Origin of the sequence: Hominenteromicrobium mulieris (genome assembly GCF_046197855.1) — a bacterium.
GTDB classification, from domain to species: domain Bacteria; phylum Bacillota; class Clostridia; order Oscillospirales; family Acutalibacteraceae; genus Hominenteromicrobium; species Hominenteromicrobium mulieris.
Window position 1 is genome coordinate 475,212 of the sequence record NZ_CP173188.1, and the last position, 15,776, is coordinate 490,987.

13 protein-coding genes are annotated in these 15,776 nt (G+C 54.2%); 3 read left to right on the forward strand and 10 right to left on the reverse strand.

Features of this window, described 5'->3' with window-relative positions:
- Positions 1-3 precede the first annotated feature (3 nt).
- From cas1c to cas5c, 5 genes are read right to left on the reverse strand one after another with little or no spacing between them, the layout of a single operon-like run.
- Complete coding sequence (gene cas1c, locus ACI0CA_RS02305) at positions 4-1,035, reverse strand: type I-C CRISPR-associated endonuclease Cas1c (RefSeq protein ID WP_446806569.1); 1,032 nt, start codon at positions 1,033-1,035, stop codon at positions 4-6.
- Positions 1,032-1,703, reverse strand: coding sequence for a CRISPR-associated protein Cas4 (gene cas4, locus ACI0CA_RS02310; RefSeq protein ID WP_395507202.1), 672 nt, complete (start codon positions 1,701-1,703; stop codon positions 1,032-1,034). Before cas4 ends, cas1c begins: the two co-directional genes overlap by 4 nt.
- On the reverse strand, positions 1,704-2,627 hold the full coding sequence (cas7c, locus tag ACI0CA_RS02315) for a type I-C CRISPR-associated protein Cas7/Csd2 (protein WP_308449382.1): 924 nt from the start codon (positions 2,625-2,627) through the stop codon (positions 1,704-1,706). It lies immediately after the preceding gene.
- A 2-nt stretch (positions 2,628-2,629) separates the two neighbouring features.
- Positions 2,630-4,405 carry a type I-C CRISPR-associated protein Cas8c/Csd1 gene (cas8c, locus tag ACI0CA_RS02320; protein WP_446806568.1) on the reverse strand — a complete coding sequence of 592 codons (1,776 nt, stop codon included), beginning with the start codon at positions 4,403-4,405 and terminating at the stop codon, positions 2,630-2,632.
- Complete coding sequence (gene cas5c, locus ACI0CA_RS02325; protein WP_395507200.1) at positions 4,402-5,049, reverse strand: type I-C CRISPR-associated protein Cas5c; 648 nt, start codon at positions 5,047-5,049, stop codon at positions 4,402-4,404. Before cas5c ends, cas8c begins: the two co-directional genes overlap by 4 nt.
- 192 nt (positions 5,050-5,241) lie before the next feature.
- Here cas5c and ACI0CA_RS02330 point away from each other — a divergent pair, with 192 nt between their 5' ends.
- Both ACI0CA_RS02330 and ACI0CA_RS02335 read left to right on the forward strand, forming a co-directional pair.
- A complete protein-coding gene (locus ACI0CA_RS02330; protein WP_176821039.1) occupies positions 5,242-5,430 on the forward strand; it encodes a type II toxin-antitoxin system HicA family toxin in 189 nt (62 codons plus the stop codon).
- Between the two features lie 42 nt (positions 5,431-5,472).
- Positions 5,473-5,895 (forward strand): type II toxin-antitoxin system HicB family antitoxin, encoded by a 423-nt coding sequence (locus ACI0CA_RS02335; RefSeq protein ID WP_308449379.1) that lies wholly within the window; start codon positions 5,473-5,475, stop codon positions 5,893-5,895.
- A 108-nt stretch (positions 5,896-6,003) separates the two neighbouring features.
- Here the strand turns inward: ACI0CA_RS02335 and cas3 are convergent, their stop codons facing one another.
- On the reverse strand, positions 6,004-8,139 hold the full coding sequence (gene cas3, locus ACI0CA_RS02340) for a CRISPR-associated helicase Cas3' (protein WP_308449378.1): 2,136 nt from the start codon (positions 8,137-8,139) through the stop codon (positions 6,004-6,006).
- A 262-nt stretch (positions 8,140-8,401) separates the two neighbouring features.
- On the opposite strand from cas3, the gene ACI0CA_RS02345 reads away from it, so the two are divergent.
- The gene (locus ACI0CA_RS02345; RefSeq protein ID WP_308449377.1) at positions 8,402-10,558 is read left to right on the forward strand and encodes an SNF2-related protein; all 2,157 of its coding nucleotides are present in this window, start codon (positions 8,402-8,404) and stop codon (positions 10,556-10,558) included.
- A gap of 120 nt (positions 10,559-10,678) precedes the next feature.
- On the opposite strand, the gene ACI0CA_RS02350 is transcribed toward ACI0CA_RS02345, so the two are convergent.
- From ACI0CA_RS02350 to ACI0CA_RS02365, 4 genes are all read right to left on the reverse strand, one after another.
- Positions 10,679-10,975: a hypothetical protein gene (locus ACI0CA_RS02350; protein WP_412358166.1), complete on the reverse strand. Its 297-nt coding sequence runs from the start codon at positions 10,973-10,975 to the stop codon at positions 10,679-10,681.
- Positions 10,976-11,083: 108 nt separating this feature from the next.
- A complete protein-coding gene (locus tag ACI0CA_RS02355; protein WP_417422685.1) occupies positions 11,084-12,259 on the reverse strand; it encodes a Gfo/Idh/MocA family protein in 1,176 nt (391 codons plus the stop codon).
- A gap of 73 nt (positions 12,260-12,332) precedes the next feature.
- Complete coding sequence (locus ACI0CA_RS02360; protein ID WP_395591216.1) at positions 12,333-13,145, reverse strand: sugar phosphate isomerase/epimerase family protein; 813 nt, start codon at positions 13,143-13,145, stop codon at positions 12,333-12,335.
- Positions 13,146-13,584: 439 nt separating this feature from the next.
- Positions 13,585-15,669 (reverse strand): LacI family DNA-binding transcriptional regulator, encoded by a 2,085-nt coding sequence (locus ACI0CA_RS02365; protein WP_446807073.1) that lies wholly within the window; start codon positions 15,667-15,669, stop codon positions 13,585-13,587.
- Between the last annotated feature and the right edge of the window lie 107 nt (positions 15,670-15,776).

A 15,776-nucleotide genomic window follows, 5' to 3' on the forward strand; every position in this document is an offset into this window, starting at 1 on the left:
ACCTCACTTCCAGAAAAACGGCGGATACGCTTCCAGATCGCCGCGCAGAGTGCGGGCGAGCAGGAGTGCCTGCACGTAGGGCACGAGCCCCCACGGAATCTTCTCTTTTAAAAACGGGTGCGTGATTTGCTCCTGCTTTTTGCTTTGCCATGCGCCGAGAAATGCGCGGCGACCGTCGTCCGTTAAAAGCACGGCACCGCTTTCCTGCTTTTGCAGGTGCTTTGCGGTGATAATCTTGCGGTTCACGCAGGAGAGCACAAAGCGGTCGGCATACACGGCGCGCAGCTCCTCCATGAGGTCGAGTGCGAGACTGCGGCGACCGGGTCTTGGGCGGTGCATGAAGCCGATGTACGGGTCGAGCCCGGCACTTTCGAGCGCGGCGGTGCAGTCGCGCGTGAGGAGCGTATAGGCGAACGAAAGCAGGGCGTTGATGTTATCGAGCGGTGGTCGGCGGCTGCGCGAGGTAAAACGGAAGTCGCTTTGCTGCTGCAAAACGAGGTGATCAAACACACCAAAATACAGCTTTGCGGCTTCGCCTTCTAAGCCGAGCAGCTGCGCGGGGTCTTCGCAGGAGGCGATGAGCGGCAAAGACTGTGCCATTTGTGCGGCGGCTGTTTTAAGCGTTTTCACGGGTACGCGCTGGGGGTGGTCACGCGTGGCGCGCTCTAAGACCCGGCGGGCGTTATAGACCTTGCCGAGGATGAACCCGCGGGCGTAGCGGCAGCTTTGATAGGGATCGTCGGACACGCGATTCTGCGTTTGCCGCAGGAGGACATTGCCGTGCTCTTCGCCGACGGTGCGTGCCAAAAACTGCCCGCGCGGGGAGAAAAACGCGATGTCCACACCGCGCTGCACGCAGGCACCCATCAAGGCGGGACTTGCGCCGGCGTAGGAGAAACAGAGAATGCCCTCGAGCGTGTGCAGCGGGAAGCGCGCGACTTCCTTTTGCTCGCGACTAATGACGACATTTTCGCCGTTTACGGAGAGATACGCATCTTCGCTGAGCACGAACAGGGTGTTGAGCAGTTGTCTCACGGGGTATCCTCCTCGCTTTCAAAAATGTGGGCGCGCAGGTATGAGACGGGGTCTGCACGGCTGCACAGCACCGGCAGGCAAATCGATTTTAACGAGCAGGCGTTGCAGTGCTTGCCGGGTTTGACTTTTGGTGTGTAGCCGCGGGCGAAATAGCGGTTCATTTCGGCAGCGGTGTCTTCCGTTTTGCGGCGGAGTTCTTCCGTGAACGGGACAACCTCGCGGCGGCGCGTTTCTATATAGTAGAGCGCGCCCGCAGGGATACCGCACACGAGCATTTCTTCAAGTGCCATGGCTTCGGCGCAGAGCTGCAAGCAGTCGGCATCGGTCTCTTTTTCGCGGCCGTGCTTGTACTCGATGGGGTAGGGCAGCCAAAATCCGGGCTGCCCCTCTAAAGAAATGCCGTTTTTGTCTTTATGAAACTCTACGACGTCGCACGCGCCGGAGAGGTTCAATTTACGGCTGAACACGCGCATGCCGCGCACGGTGAAAACGTTATCGCGCTTTTCGGACAACGTTTCATCGTGGCAGCGGACGTGGTCGAGCTGCCCCTGTGCGGTGCGGGCATTTTCCTGCCACTGCTGCTCGATGTGAATGAGCGCCCACTGGCGGCGGCAGAACGCGAAGTGCTGGATGCCGGACATTAAAAGTCCGTCTTCACGCGCGTCCATTTAGGAAAGACGTTCGCAGGTGACGCCTTCGGGCAGGTCTTCGGAAACGGTGACGGTGTAATCGGAGAATTTGCGCGGGACGGCTACGCCGTCGACCTTTTTAACCGTTACGGCATCGAACAGCTTATAGGAAGCGGCGTTGCCAAGCTCGGACGCGTGCTTGAAGATGATGAGCTCGCGCACGGCCATTTTGCCGCGGGCGGCGCTGTGGTCGTTTTCAAACATATTGAGAATGGCCTGCCAGAGCATTTGAAGGTCTTCTTCGGAGAAGCCGGTCACGCGGCGGGCGAGGTTGGCGGAAACGAAGCCCTCTGCGCGGTAAAGGCCGTAGGGCACGACGTATTTGCGGCCCATTTCGGTGGTTTTGTTCTGGGCGTCGGATTCGGTGGTGATGGCAGTGCGGGTAATGGTGACCTCCTGCGGCACGATGGGGTCGATGGAGCGGGCAAAGCCGAGCTGCACCGGGCCGCGCACCTGACCGCAGTTTAAAGCGCCCTTTACGAATGTTGTCATGACTGCGCCGAATGTGCGGATGTCGAAAAACTCGCTGCACATAAAGTCACGGAGCTTGAGGTCGATATCCGGGTCATTGCTGCGGAGCTTTGTCACAATCTTTTTGGCGTCCTTGCCTTTTTGAATCTCGGCAAGCTCTTCGCCGATGCCGAGCGCTTCTCCGGCTTCGAGGTCGCTGCGATTGAGCGGCACCTGATCCTTAATGTAAATGCGCCAGCCGGATTCATCTTCTTTGACGTCCTGCACGTAGTTGCGGATCTTGCGCTTTAGGCACACATCGGTTATGATGCCGTTGCCGGTTTCCGGGTCTACGCGCGGCATGTTGCCGGCATCGGGGTCGCCGTTGGGGTTGCCGTTTTCCACATCGAATAAGATCACGAAATCGTAGCGGTTTTGAATGGGTTCACGCATGGTTATGCCTCCTCTTTCTGTTCGGTGGTGTCTGTCTTTTTCTTAAAATATTCCTGACGCTGCTGGTAGTAGCCGAGCTGGAACGCGCCCTGTTCTGCAAGCATAAGCTGCTTTGGGAAGGTTTCGCCGAGCTTGTCCGAAAGTTCGCCGATGGATTTATCCAGTGCAATCCGCTGCCCCTCATTGAGCTTTGCGAGGTGTTTCTGCGCTAAATTGATGAGCGTGGGGAACACAAGGCTCGGCGTAGCGGAAGCGGAGTTAAAAAAGCGGTCTTTGATGGTGGTGTTGATGTTGGGATTTGCGGCTTCCTGCGTGCGCTCCAAAACGGCGAACAGGCGGCCGAGATTGTAGGGGATATTGGTGCTTTCTTTGTTTACGGACACGGTCAAAACCTCCTTTGGACAAAGCGGGTCTTCGTTTTTAGAATAATAAGCTTTTATGACGGACGCGCGCGCCCAGGTGACATCGTGCTCGGCGCGGATGCGCTGCACGGTGCCGTTTAGTAAAGTGGCGGGGTAGCGCGTATCGTTTAAGATGGAAGTGAGCAGGTCGCCGGAAAGGCGCGGGAAGGATTTTTGCAGCTCTTCATCGGCTTTTTTCCAGTCTTTGGAAAAGCGGACGGCAGAGCGCGCGAGGGTGTAGGGCCAAAGCGTGTCGAATTTTTCGTAGGCCGGGCGGGTGATCTCCAAACGCTCGTAATGGGCGTTCACGTTTTTGGCGAGCTTTGTGAAGGTATCCTGCCAGAAAAAGCGAACGGAAAGACGCGCGGCGTTCGGCGCGAGCCCCAGAATGTAAAAGTGTGTATCGGGGCTGAGGTGCATGTCCTGTAGGTCGGCTGTTCTGCCGGATACAAGTTTTTGAATTGCGCCTAAAATGTCGTTTTCACTCCAATCGGACTGCTCCTGCGGACCGAAAAGCATAGCTCCCGCAAATGCGGCGATAGCAGGATCGGCATTCTCCACCCAATATACGACGGTGACATCGCCGATGCGGCGAACATTATCACTGCGCAGCAGGTAGTTTAGCGCCTGCGTGTAGGCGGTCATGGCGTAGGTGCTGACGGGAGCGTTCTCGCCCTGCTCGTGCCCGTAGGAGCAGAAGGCATCGGCGTTGAACGAAACGAGCGATGCGCCGGAGCTTTGTGCGCCGCGCACGCCTTGAATATTGCCGTGCAGACGCGCGGCGGGGGCGAGCCTGCCGGTAACACTGCACCGAGTGGGCGTGTCGGAATCTGAAGCAGAATCATAGGCCTGCTGCCACGCGGCGGCGATGTCAGAGTCGTTTGCCGCGGGCTTATTGTTATAATAAAAGATCAGATTGCCGCCCTTATAAATTTCCGAAAGATAGGGCTGCAAAGCAGGGTGCTCGACGGCAGAGGGGGAATTCCAGGTATCGAAAAACGCGCGGACGGCCGCGGCAGCCTCACCGGGGGTATCTTTCAAAATTTCCAGATGCTTTTCTCGGCTGGCTTCAAAGCAAGCTTTGGTGCGCTCGGGCTTACCCTTGTCGTCCACGCCGAGCAGGTAGGAAGACGTATCACACAGAAAATTTGCCGCAACACCGGAAGAGCGCTTGACCTGTGCGGGCACAGCGAGCTGCTGCGGCAGCATCTTTTTACCGTTTGGAGAGGGCCTTTGGAGGGGAGAAACATCGAAAAGGGAACCGTCCGGGTTTAGGTCCAGACGCCAGCTGACATTGACTTTGCTCCAGCCCGGGCGGTCGATCTCACCGCGGGCAAGAAGCGCTTCGTAATACTGAACTAAGGCTTGCAGGATCATCTGAACACCTCGCAGCCGGCCACCTGAATGACACCGTGCTCCATTTTGGCACGGAAATACAGGGGCGTGATATTTTGTGGGTCGGAATAATCGAAATCGTACAGCATAAAGCCGAGGTCGCGCGTCTCGTCAATCGTCGGGATCGGGCCACCCTCCCACTGCTTGAAGTGTGCGGGAAACTCGCGGCAGCCGAAGTACGGGGTGGAAAAGCACTGGCCTTTTCTCATGCGGCGTGTGACGATGTCCTGAAACTTGCCGGGGTTATCGCCGGGTGCGGCTTTTTCCGGCAGCATCTCGAACTCCGCTTCGATGACATAGTGGACGTTCGTCAGCACCATGGAGGCGCGCTGGACGATTTGTTTCGTCGTGACGAGGTACGGCTCATCTTCCTTGCCCTGCGCGATGCGCATGGCGGTGCTCCCGAGAATTTTGCTTTTTACCTCGTTGCGCCGAATGGTGGTGAACTCGATGGGGTTCAAAACGTAGATGCGGCGGATATGCCAGCGTATTCCGGGGTGATAATACAGACTTTCAACTATACCGCGCGCGGCGGACGGGGTGGGGACATCGTAGCTTACACGCTCGACTTTCATCTCTCCGCGTGTGAATAACGCATACGGGCCCCAGACTTCCAACTGAATCAATAAGATCAACTCCTTTCAAAATTCAATTGATGTTGTTTTGATAATACAACTATATAACGATTATTTGAACTTGTCAAGATAAAATTTGAGTTTAGTCTATTTTTTACGGAACTTATAAAGCATAATTTGAATACGTATTGCTTTAATACGTATCATATGGTATAATAGATTTGAATCAGGAGGGGAATTGAAATGCCGAAGAAGCCAAAGGAACTGGAACGGATCATTTTAGAAGACGGCTGGGTGTTCAAGATGCAGACGGGTTCGCACCGCCATTATACGCACCCGACGAAGCCCGGCAAGGTCACCATTCCGTTTCATTGCAAGGACATTCCGAAAGGCACGGAAAATTCCATTTTGAAGCAGGCAGGTTTGAAATAATCTCCCCCGCTTCCGCTTAGACTATATCAGGAGGTCGATTTTATGCTGTCAGCTTATCCCGCTTGTTTTTTTAAGGAAGAAAGCGGTTATTCTGTTGTTTTCCCCGATCTGAACGATCTGTCTACCTGCGGCGAAACGCTCGATGAATCGCTGCGCATGGCGGTCGATTGCCTTGCCGGGTATCTGTACTGGCTGAAAAAAGACGGTGAAGCCGCCCCGGCGCCCTCGTCCGTGGACGCGATCCGCCTTGCAGATGTCGCCGCCGAGCTGGAAGTGTCGATGGACGGCGCGTTCGTGAACATCATCACCGTGGACGTGGAAGAATACGCCAAAACGCACTTTGAAAAAGCCGTCAAAAAGACGCTGACCATTCCCGCGTGGCTGAACACCGCCGCCTTGGAGCAGAACATCAACTTTTCGCAGGTCCTTCAGGACGCGCTGAAAGCCCAACTGCATATGGGATAAAATCAAGTTAAGGTCGCTGTCTGTTTTTACAGGCAGTGTGGGTAGAAATAATTGTTGTTGATTTGTATAGAGAGGTCGGTAAGGGTTTGCCTTACCGGCTTTTCTATTTTATATAAACAGAGCGGTTTCGGTTTGGTCGAGGGTGAGGCCGAGGGCACTGTCGTAGCGGCGGGGATCGGCGAGGACATAGAGCGCACCGCCGTCGATGCTCTGCACGGCGCCGGCTTCGCGCAGGGCAGCGAGCTGCTGCGGGTAGACGTTCACGCTGTACTGCCCGAGCTTTCTGAACAGGGTGCGGCTACGCTCGCCATGGTACAGTCGCTCGACGAGGGCTTCGCCTTGGTCGATCGGGATATACACGGGCGTGGTGCAGCTTTCAATGACCCGTACCTTTTCCGCAACGGAGGCGAACGGGAGCATCTCGTTTTCGAACGCTAGGAGAATCTTCTCACGGTCGAGATCTTCTTTGCCGTACAAATCGCGATAGAACTCAAAATACGCGCGGATTGCAGCTAACGAAGTGATGTCCTCCATGCGTTTTGAAATGTTCTTCATGGCTGCGGCGGGCTGGCGCATGTAGGGCGGCGGGGTGGTGTTCTGGACGGTGAAGACGGTCACGAGGCTTTCATCTAACGGGCGCTTGCCCTCGCGATTGCAGCGGCCGGCGGCTTGCAGGACGGAATCAAGCCCGGCTTCTTCGCGGTAGACGCGCGGGAAATCCACATCGACACCGGCTTCGATGAGCGAGGTGGAAACGACGCGGCAGGGCAGGCCGATTTTTAGGCGTTCGCGAATTTCCTTAATGCGCGCTTTGCGGTGGGCAGGACACAGGTGCGTGGTGAGACAGTACGCACCGTCTTCCGGCAGCGCCTGATAGATCTTCTGCGCGTCCGCGATGCGGTTGACGATGCAAAGCACCTGCGGCAGCGCGATGAGCTCGGCGGTGAGCGATTCTGTGCTGTCAAATGTGTGCTGCGTGATTTTCGTGCGGCGGAAGGTCTCGAAATTTTCAGGGACATTGGGACAGATCTCTTTGATCGGCAGGTCGATTTTCAAATCGGCAAAAACACCGTCTAACGCGGGCTGCGTGGCGGTGCACAGGACGACAATGACGCCGTACTTTCGGGCAAGCTCGGCAAGCGCCGCCGTGAACGGCTTTAGATACGGCATGGGCAGCGTCTGCACTTCGTCTAAGATGAGCACGCTGTTGGCGAGGTTGTGCAGCTTGCGGCAGCGGGCGGGTTTGCTCGCAAACAGGGACTCAAACAGCTGCACGGTGGTCGTGGCGATGACGGGGGCGTCCCAGTTTTCTGCGGCCAGCATTTTGCGGTACTCTGCGGGGTTCGGGCTTTCGGAAAAGAGATATTCCGCGCTGCTGTGGTGCTCGATGACGTTTTCCGTGCCGAAGATTTTTTCAAACGTATCGGCGTTTTGGTCGATGATGGACGTGTACGGCGCGGCGTAGATGACGCGGCTCATGCAGTTTCGTACGGCAGCGGTCAGCGCAAATGCCATGGCAGCGGTCGTTTTTCCGCCACCCGTCGGCACGGTAAGCGTATAAACACCCGGTGCGGCGGTGCTGCCGGAGGCCTTGCACGCATCCAAAATGGCGCAGCGCTTTCGGTTGAGCTCGGTTTTGGGCGGATACCACGGTGCGATGTACGTTTCCAAGCGGTCGAGCAGCGCAGGGAGCGCATCGTAGTTGCCGCGCGGGGCAAGTGCGCCGTCCATAAAGGTTTCGGTGTCGATGAAATCGGCATCAACAAGACAAGAAAACAGCATGCGGATATAAAACGAGAGCCGAAACCCGGTGTTGAATTCTCGCATGTTAAAGGGCTTGACCGGCGGCAGAGTGACTTCGGTTTTCCAATCGTCATACGGTTCGAGGTCGCGTTTTAAGCGGCCCGAGAGGGTAGCATCGTTTTTGGTATCGGCGCGGGAGCCGAAATTCGGTATGCCGCCGTGATGACCTGCGATGGCGAGCGCCAGATACCCGACACCGTGCGCGCAAGCTTCTTTTGCGCCGGCCGTGGAGTGGTCTACGCGCACGCCGCCGTCTAATCGATGCTGAAAGGCATCGCTGTACTTGCCGATGTCGTGCAGCAAACCGAGCAGATAGCCGTCTTCCTCCGCGCCGAATGCGGCGGCAAACTGCTTTGCAAGCTCTGCCGTGCCGGTGAGGTGTTCGTATACGGTTTGCTCGCGGGAATGATCTTCACTTATATGTGCCAGCTTTTTCGCCATAAAATCACCTTTTCGCCTTTGTTAAGACCATCATAGCACGGGAAAAGTACAATGTAAATATATTTAATTTGAAGAATAGGTAAGGTGAGCGGAAAAGCGACAGGCGGGGGCGGGAGTAGAAAGTCATTTGCGATATTCGGAAAAATATGTATTTAATGTTTAATGAGAAGCTTTGAGGTTTGCATAGAGAAATATTGACAAATAAGAACTGTTACGTCATACTTTAAATAAGCTGAAATCGGCAGAAAAGGAGAGAATACAGTTGGCAAAGCTTTTTGATACGGCGGATGCAGAGCGGTTGATACAGGAACATCGCATGATGCTGGAAGAACTGGATGAGATTGCACAGTACGAAGACAACGTGCAGATAGATATTGAAAAAGCAGCAAATCTGGTCGTGACCCGAAACGTATTAGACGTGCTTCGAGATATTCCGGTAGAAGAGATCAATCGTGAAAAAGGCGGATTTAGAGTGAAAGCACTTCGAGACCACGGATTTCGTTCGATCGCAGATATTGTTGCGGCCAATGTGTATTCGATCAGTTCGGTGCATGGTATCAGCGAAGATGCAGCGTATTCCATAAAGCGTATAGCGAATGATATGGCAGACAAGGTGCGAGAAGGCGCAAAGATCAAACTGAATGTTGATAACAAAACGCGGGAATCGACAGCTTTAGTGACAGCATTATCTAAATATGGTTATGCGAGGGAAACGGCAAAAGAATGTCGTGGCTTGATTACTGAGAATAGAAGACAAATCGAATATGCGATAGAAGATTTGTTATTATCTCAGAAAAGATTGAAGTGGATATTTGCATCATCGGCTAAAAAACAAAAAGCAGTGGATGCATATGAATTTTTGGATTCTTATAGAAATGGAAACTATGGTCAAAGAGTCCGGGAACAAAGGACAATATTTGAAAACACAAAGCGGATCAACGGAATAGATGCTTGGAAAGAATTTTCCGAACATTCGGTTTCGTTTTTCAATGCTCTTGAAAATATTGTCCCGGGAACACTCGGTAACGATGATTCAATATACGGACTGCCGGAAGAACTCGCAAGAGAAGTACAAGAGGAATGTTTTTTTCCGGATGGTTTGCTGTGCGAGCTTCGTCGTTACCAGGAATGGGGCGTTAAATATGCACTGCACCAAAAGCGCGTTCTTCTCGGAGATGAAATGGGACTTGGTAAAACCGTACAAGCAATCGCCACGATGGTATCTTTGAAAAACACAGGGGCATCGCATTTTGCAGTTGTGTGCCCGGCGAGCGTCGTTACAAATTGGTGCCGAGAAATTCGTAAAATGAGCCGATTGCAGGTTGTAAAAATTCATGGTGCGGGCAGAAAAGAAGCACTGAATTCATGGATAAGCGCTGGTGGTGTAGCTGTAACAACCTTCGAGACAACAGCACATTTTAATTTGCCGGAATCGTTTGAGCTTTCGCTTTTGGTTGTAGACGAGGCACATTACATTAAAAATTCAGAGGCAAGACGTACGGTGAATGTGAAGAAAATCTGTGAACGTGCAGAGCGCATGCTGTTTATGACGGGCACGGCACTTGAAAATAAACCGGAGGAAATGGTTGCGCTTATCCATATTTTATGTCCTGATATTGCATTGCGAATACAGCACATGCTTGCTTTGACCGCGGCGCCGCAATTTAGAGAGGCAGTTGCGCCGGTTTATTACCGCAGAAAGAGGGAAGACGTACTGACGGAGCTCCCTGAACTTATTGAAAGTGAAGAATGGTGCACACTCGGACAGGCAGAAAAGGATATATATGAACAAGCGGTGTTCGGTAAGAATTTTGCAGAAACAAGGCGTGTGTCATGGAATGCAGAAAATATAAAGGATTCCTGCAAAGCGAAGCGATTGATGGAGCTGATAGAAGAGGCTGAATCTGAAAAGCGAAAAGTGATTATATTCTCGTTTTTTCTGGATACGATCCGAAAAGTTGTGCAGCTTTTGGGTGACCGCTGTATGAATCCGATAAATGGTTCCGTTTCGCCGCAGCGAAGACAAGAGATCATTGACGATTTTGATAAGGCTCCTGCCGGGGCGGTTTTGGCAGCACAAATACAGTCGGGCGGGACAGGTCTGAATATTCAATCTGCCAGTGTGATTATTTTGTGCGAACCGCAGCTTAAGCCCTCTATTGAAAATCAGGCGATTTCAAGGGCGTATCGTATGGGCCAGACAAGGAATGTACTGGTTTATCGGTTGCTTTGTGAGAATTCGATCGATGAAAGAATTATGGATATATTAAAAGATAAACAGGAAAAATTTGATGCATTTGCTGACAAGTCTGTTGCAGCGGCAGAAAGTATAAAAATGGACGATCATACGATCGGAAATATAATAGCGGAAGAAATCGAACGTATCAAAGCCGAAAAAGATCAGTCAAATGAAAAATGATAAGAGCCCCGTGCAACTTTGAAGCCGCACGGGGCGATGTTGTCGTTCTGCTGAAGCGGACAAAACCAAATGCCCCGAGCGGCATTGCTTCCGCTCGGGGCATAATCTTAATATTTGCGTTTAAGCCTGAGGATGATTGTTGTCACAGTTGGGGCACTTGCCGGCTTCGTTCAACGGCGAACCGCACTTGCCGCAGAATTTGACTACGGGTGCGCTCTGCGGGACTTGGGGCTGCGGGTTCTGAGGCTGTGCTGCCTTAGACCGAAGCTGCTGGCGCAGGTCGCCCATGTCGGGGGCCATGAAAATGCCGTTCTTCTCTTCGTTTCCGTTCTGGCTGCGGAGCTTATTGTTGATGGAGATTACGTTTTTCAGCAGCAAGACTGCCATCATCAACAGTTCATACACCAGTCGGATCATAATGGGTCCGAGGATCATGATCAGGATGCCGTAGACGCCCAGCCAGTGGCGTTGCGGGTCACTCTTATGATATGTGGCTTTGGGCTGCGTATTAAACAGGCGCTTCGATCAATCGTTCACCGTTACCCAACGTCCGGTTTCCGCCGACCGTTTCACGGCATCGCAAACGCGTTCCACTCGATACCCTTCTGCGAAGCTGGTAGACGGCTGCCTGCCTTCTACCACCGCTTTGATAAACTCGTAGGATTCGATGGATTTCAATTCGCCGTACCCAATGTTCATTCCGGGAATGTTCCAGGTCACTTCCCCGTGAAAATGCGCGGGGCCGGTGTAGATTGTCTTAAAGCCCCTTCTGTCGTCGGGGTCGCCGGCCAAACACACCTGCAACTCGTTGAGTCGCTCGTAGTTGAAGTAGAGGCTGCCCAGAGTGCCGTGAAGCTCTACCGTGATGAAGTTGTTGCGACCCCAGGCGTTTCTCGTGGCCTCGATGCTGCCTACTGCGCCGTTTTTAAACTTCACGAGGAAGCTGTCCTCATCATCCACGTCTACGGCCTTTCGCTTCGCGTCGGCTCCGAGTTTTACGGTGCCCAGCAGGTCTGTGCCGCCTTCCTGCACCGGCCGCTCGGTAATATAGGTCTGCATTATGCCGGTTACCGCCTCGATGTCACCCGCCAGATACTGGGCGATGTCGATCACGTGCGAGGCGATGTCGCCAAGCGTCCCCGCGCCGGCGATGTCTTTCTGAAACCGCCAGGAGAGCGGGGAGGCAGGATCGGCCGACCAGCTTTGCAGATAGGTGCACCGTACGTTGAGGATTTTGCCGATGGATCCCTCATCGATGAATTTCTTGGCGAGATCGATCGCCGGAACGCGCCTGTACTGGTAGGCGTTCATGGCAATGATTCCCTTTTGCGCCGCTTCCTTTGCGGCCTCCGCCATGGCCTTCGCGTCCTCCAATGTCGAGGCGATCGGCTTTTCGCAGAGTACGTGCTTCCCTGCGTTCAGCGCAGCGATGGCGATTTCGGCGTGGACGTTGTTCGGTGTGCAGATGCTTACCACGTCGATCTCGGGATCGTTGACGATGTCGCGCCAGTCCGTGCAGCATTTTTCAAAGCCGAAGCGTTCTTTCGCGTCCGCCGCGATTTCCGGGACGATGTCGCAGATTGTTTTTAAAACCGGCACGGCCGGGGCCGGCCAGAAATACTTGGGCATGTCGGAATACCCGATTGAGTGCGCTTTTCCCATGAACCCGGCACCAACCAGGCCCACATTCAGTTTTTTCATTGTAAAATCCTCCCATTCTAAGATGCCCTCCTGCGCCGCGCGTCGTTGACCGACGCCGCGGACGGGAGGAATTTTAGATCAGCTTGCCCTGCAGGAAACGGTACGATGTCCGGCAGGCTTCTTCCGGGTCGCCGGCAAAGCCGTCAGCCTCCACCAGATAATCTCCTGCATATCCCTTTTCCTTCAGGAACCGCAGAACCCCTTCGACATCGACGTGCCCAGTGCCCAGCGGGGCAAATCCGTTTTCGTCCAAATCCTTCAGGTGGACGAAGGAGATTCTGTCGTAGTACTTTTTGACGATCTCCAGAGGATCTCCGCCGCCGGCAGCCAGATGCGCCAGATCCGGGCAGATCTTGATGTCGCTCACCGAAAAGAGTCGGTCGATCTGTTCCGGCTTTTCCGCCATGGAACCGAGATGCGGGTGGTAGCTTGCCTCGATGCCGTGGGCGGCGAAGACCTTTTCTGCTTCCTTCAGCCCTTTGGCCAGAAGCGCATAGTCGCCCGTCTGGACGCCTTTCCCACGTATGGCACCGCCGCAGAACGCCACGTAGGAAACGCCTACCTGTTCCGCCAGAGCAGCGACTGTCTCCATGTGAAACATCTCGTCCTCCAGTGCGTCTGGGTAGATAAAATTGGCGCCCACGCAGACGCTCATCATGCCGGCACCGTAGCGGGCCAGCATGTCTTTGAGCACTTGGATGTCCGAACCGTATTTGGTCAGGTTCCCTTCCAACACCTCAATATACCGGAAGCCTGCATTTGTGATTTTTTTCAGCACCGCTTCGTCATCGCAAAGGGTCAGATACCGGATGTCCTTAATGCTTGTAACGCCGCCTCCTTCTCCTACCAGAGGGCCGAACGCGTTTGTCATATAACCGAGTTTCATGTCTGCTCCTTTCTTATTTTTATAAATTTGCGCAAATTAATTTCACTTCCATTATAATACTCTGCGCTGCGGCGATTGTCAATTTCTGCTTGCGATTTTGAGAAAATTCGTTTGTTTCGCCAAATACAAGGGACAAAATTAGGCATTTCCAATCAAGCTTTCTTTTCGCTTGCAATGCTTTGACACCTGTGTTAGACTGTCCGGGCTGTTTGCGCGTTGGAAGATGCCTTGACTTCTCGTTCTTTCATGTATATTTGCGCAAATTTTCTTTTCCGCGCCAAAAAAAAACGCGGCCGAAAAGCCGCGCGGGGGATAGGGGTAATGAAAAATTTCGGGAACCCGGCTTGCGCGGGCGCTATGTAAAAAGCGGATAAGCCCTGCTTCCAGATGCTTATCCGCTTGATATTCTGTCGGTCGGTTTGAACGCGGCGAACCGCCGTTAAAGTGCGCCGGCGCTGCGGTTGATCGCGTTGCGCAACGCCGCCGGCGGATCCTCCTTGAAGATCGCCTTCCAGTTTTTCAGCAGGTTCTCCCGGTCGATGCTGATGGGCTCCACCCCGATGAAGGAGGGAACCGCTTTTCCCAGCAGGCCGTTGGCCGCCACCATTGCGATGGCTTCCCCCTGCTCATAGGGGCACTGCGCGCTAATCATTTTGACCATGCCGCCCTGTGCCATCTGCATGGCGATGGCATAGTCCAGATCTCCCGTGACGATCGCGATGTCCGTGCGCTCCAGCTCCGTCAGGGCCTTTATCACCTCCAGCGCGGGACCGTCCCAAGAAACATACAGAGCCTGAATCTCCGGGTACATCCCGATGAGCTTCAGTGTTTTCTGGTAGACGTCCACCTCTGTCAGGAAATTGACCTTTCCGCACACCCGGATTTCCGGGTATTCCTCCGTCAGAACCTGTTCCGCCGCGCCGTCCCGTTGCTTTGTGGCAAAGAAGTTCTGCTCGCCGTGGCAAATCAGCCCCGCATATTTCAGGCCGTGCCGTACCATGTACTCGCCCAACCCGCGGCCCATACTGTCCCCGTGGGCTCGCTCATTTACGGAGATACAGGAGATGTAATCCTTCGGGGTGAGTCCCTCCGGGACATTGGTGATCAGCACCAACCGGGTGTCGCTGTCCGCAATCGAGCGGAAGGCTTCCGCGGTGCCCCTAGTATCAACGGGGATCGAGATTAGGAGATCCGGCTTCAGAAATTTGATGCTTTCCAACTGTTTGCATTGCAGCGCCGCGTTGAAATGAGCGTCTGTGACAGCGATGATGGAAATCCCAAGCTCGTCGAAGACTTTTTTGATACCCTTTTCCTGCAGGCGCATCCACGCCTTGCCCATATAGTGGAATGAGATCGCCGCCGTATACTGCTTTTGCCGAATCTTTTCCTTTTCCACTTCGGATAAAGCAAGGCCGCCCGCACCCGCTGCCCGTTCCCCGAAGGGACCCCGGCCGATTCCGCAGGTGGAGTTGCGCACATTGAGGATTGAGGGGAGAGTTTTCGTGCAGTACGCATGCGCGGGCGAAGAGAGGTTTGCAATTTCGCCGCGGTCAATCCGCCGGAACAGCAGGTCCGCGGCGGAAAGCGCAAACTGCCGCGGTTGTTTATCCACGCAAGTGAGCTCCGGCGTCGTCAGCGAGGCCCATTCCGGATCGTTCAGGCTGACGACAGAGAGGTCGCCGGGTACGGCGATGTTGTGGCCGATTCCATACCGGATGGCGGGGATCAGAGGCAGCGAGTCGGCAATCACGACCGCGGTGGGCGCAGGCTCTGCCGCGACGATCTGCGCCATAGCTTCGGCGGCCAACGCTTCGGTTTTCAAGCCCGCGCGGATCAGTACTTTTTCCAACGCAATGCCGGAATCCTCCAGAGCCTTCCTGTAGCCCTCAAACCTTTGGGTGCCGCACACTTCCGACTCGCACAGGTAAGCGATTCGCTCATGCCCGTTTTTAATCAGGTGCCGCACCGCGCGGTAGCTGCCCTCAAAGGTGTCGGGCAGCAGGGTGTCTGCGGCAAACCGATCCACGGGGTTCCCAATCAGAACCACCGGAAACCGGAGCCCTTTGAAAAAGGTTCCGGAAAGCACACCTTCCCGGTCCGGGAAAGCGACCATTCCCGCAAGATCCAGCGTTCCTGCCAGTGTGCGGATGGCCGCCAGTCGGTCTTCATCGAGGTCATACGCCAGCGAAATGGCGATATAACCCTTCTGCTCTACGATTTCTTCCAGCTTTTCCTTGACTTGATTCTGAAACAGGCTGCGTTTTTTCGACAGCAAGATCAGCACATAGCGGCTTTCGGACAGTTTGCTCTTCAATGCACTCCGTTTCGCGATGAAATTCGGGAGCTCGTCCAGCTGGCGAATAGCGTCCTCGACCTTCCGGACTTTCTCAGGACTAACGTATCGGGTTCCGTTGACCACGTGAGAGACGGTCGACACGGACACGCCCGCTATCCTAGCAACATCCTTGATCGTCGCCATGCATTTCGTCCTCCTGCTCAGAATACTTTTGCTTTCATTATACAGATTCCGTTCTCAATAGTCAACAAAATTTGCGCAAACGCCGGTTTCGGGACGCCGGAACAGGAAGCAGGGACAGGTAAGAGCTGTGTGACTCTGCCTGTCCCTGCTTT

Bases quoted from the DNA above. Each gene is read 5' to 3' on its own strand.
- cas4 (WP_395507202.1), bottom strand. From the start codon at position 1,703: ATGGACGCGCGTGAAGACGGACTTTTAATGTCCGGCATCCAGCACTTC.
- cas7c (WP_308449382.1), bottom strand. From the start codon at position 2,627: ATGCGTGAACCCATTCAAAACCGCTACGATTTCGTGATCTTATTCGAT.
- cas8c (WP_446806568.1), bottom strand. From the start codon at position 4,405: ATGATCCTGCAAGCCTTAGTTCAGTATTACGAAGCGCTTCTTGCCCGC.
- ACI0CA_RS02330 (WP_176821039.1), top strand. From the start codon at position 5,242: ATGCCGAAGAAGCCAAAGGAACTGGAACGGATCATTTTAGAAGACGGC.
- ACI0CA_RS02335 (WP_308449379.1), top strand. From the start codon at position 5,473: ATGCTGTCAGCTTATCCCGCTTGTTTTTTTAAGGAAGAAAGCGGTTAT.
- cas3 (WP_308449378.1), bottom strand. From the start codon at position 8,139: ATGGCGAAAAAGCTGGCACATATAAGTGAAGATCATTCCCGCGAGCAA.
- ACI0CA_RS02350 (WP_412358166.1), bottom strand. From the start codon at position 10,975: ATGATCCGACTGGTGTATGAACTGTTGATGATGGCAGTCTTGCTGCTG.
- ACI0CA_RS02355 (WP_417422685.1), bottom strand. From the start codon at position 12,259: ATGAAAAAACTGAATGTGGGCCTGGTTGGTGCCGGGTTCATGGGAAAA.
- ACI0CA_RS02360 (WP_395591216.1), bottom strand. From the start codon at position 13,145: ATGAAACTCGGTTATATGACAAACGCGTTCGGCCCTCTGGTAGGAGAA.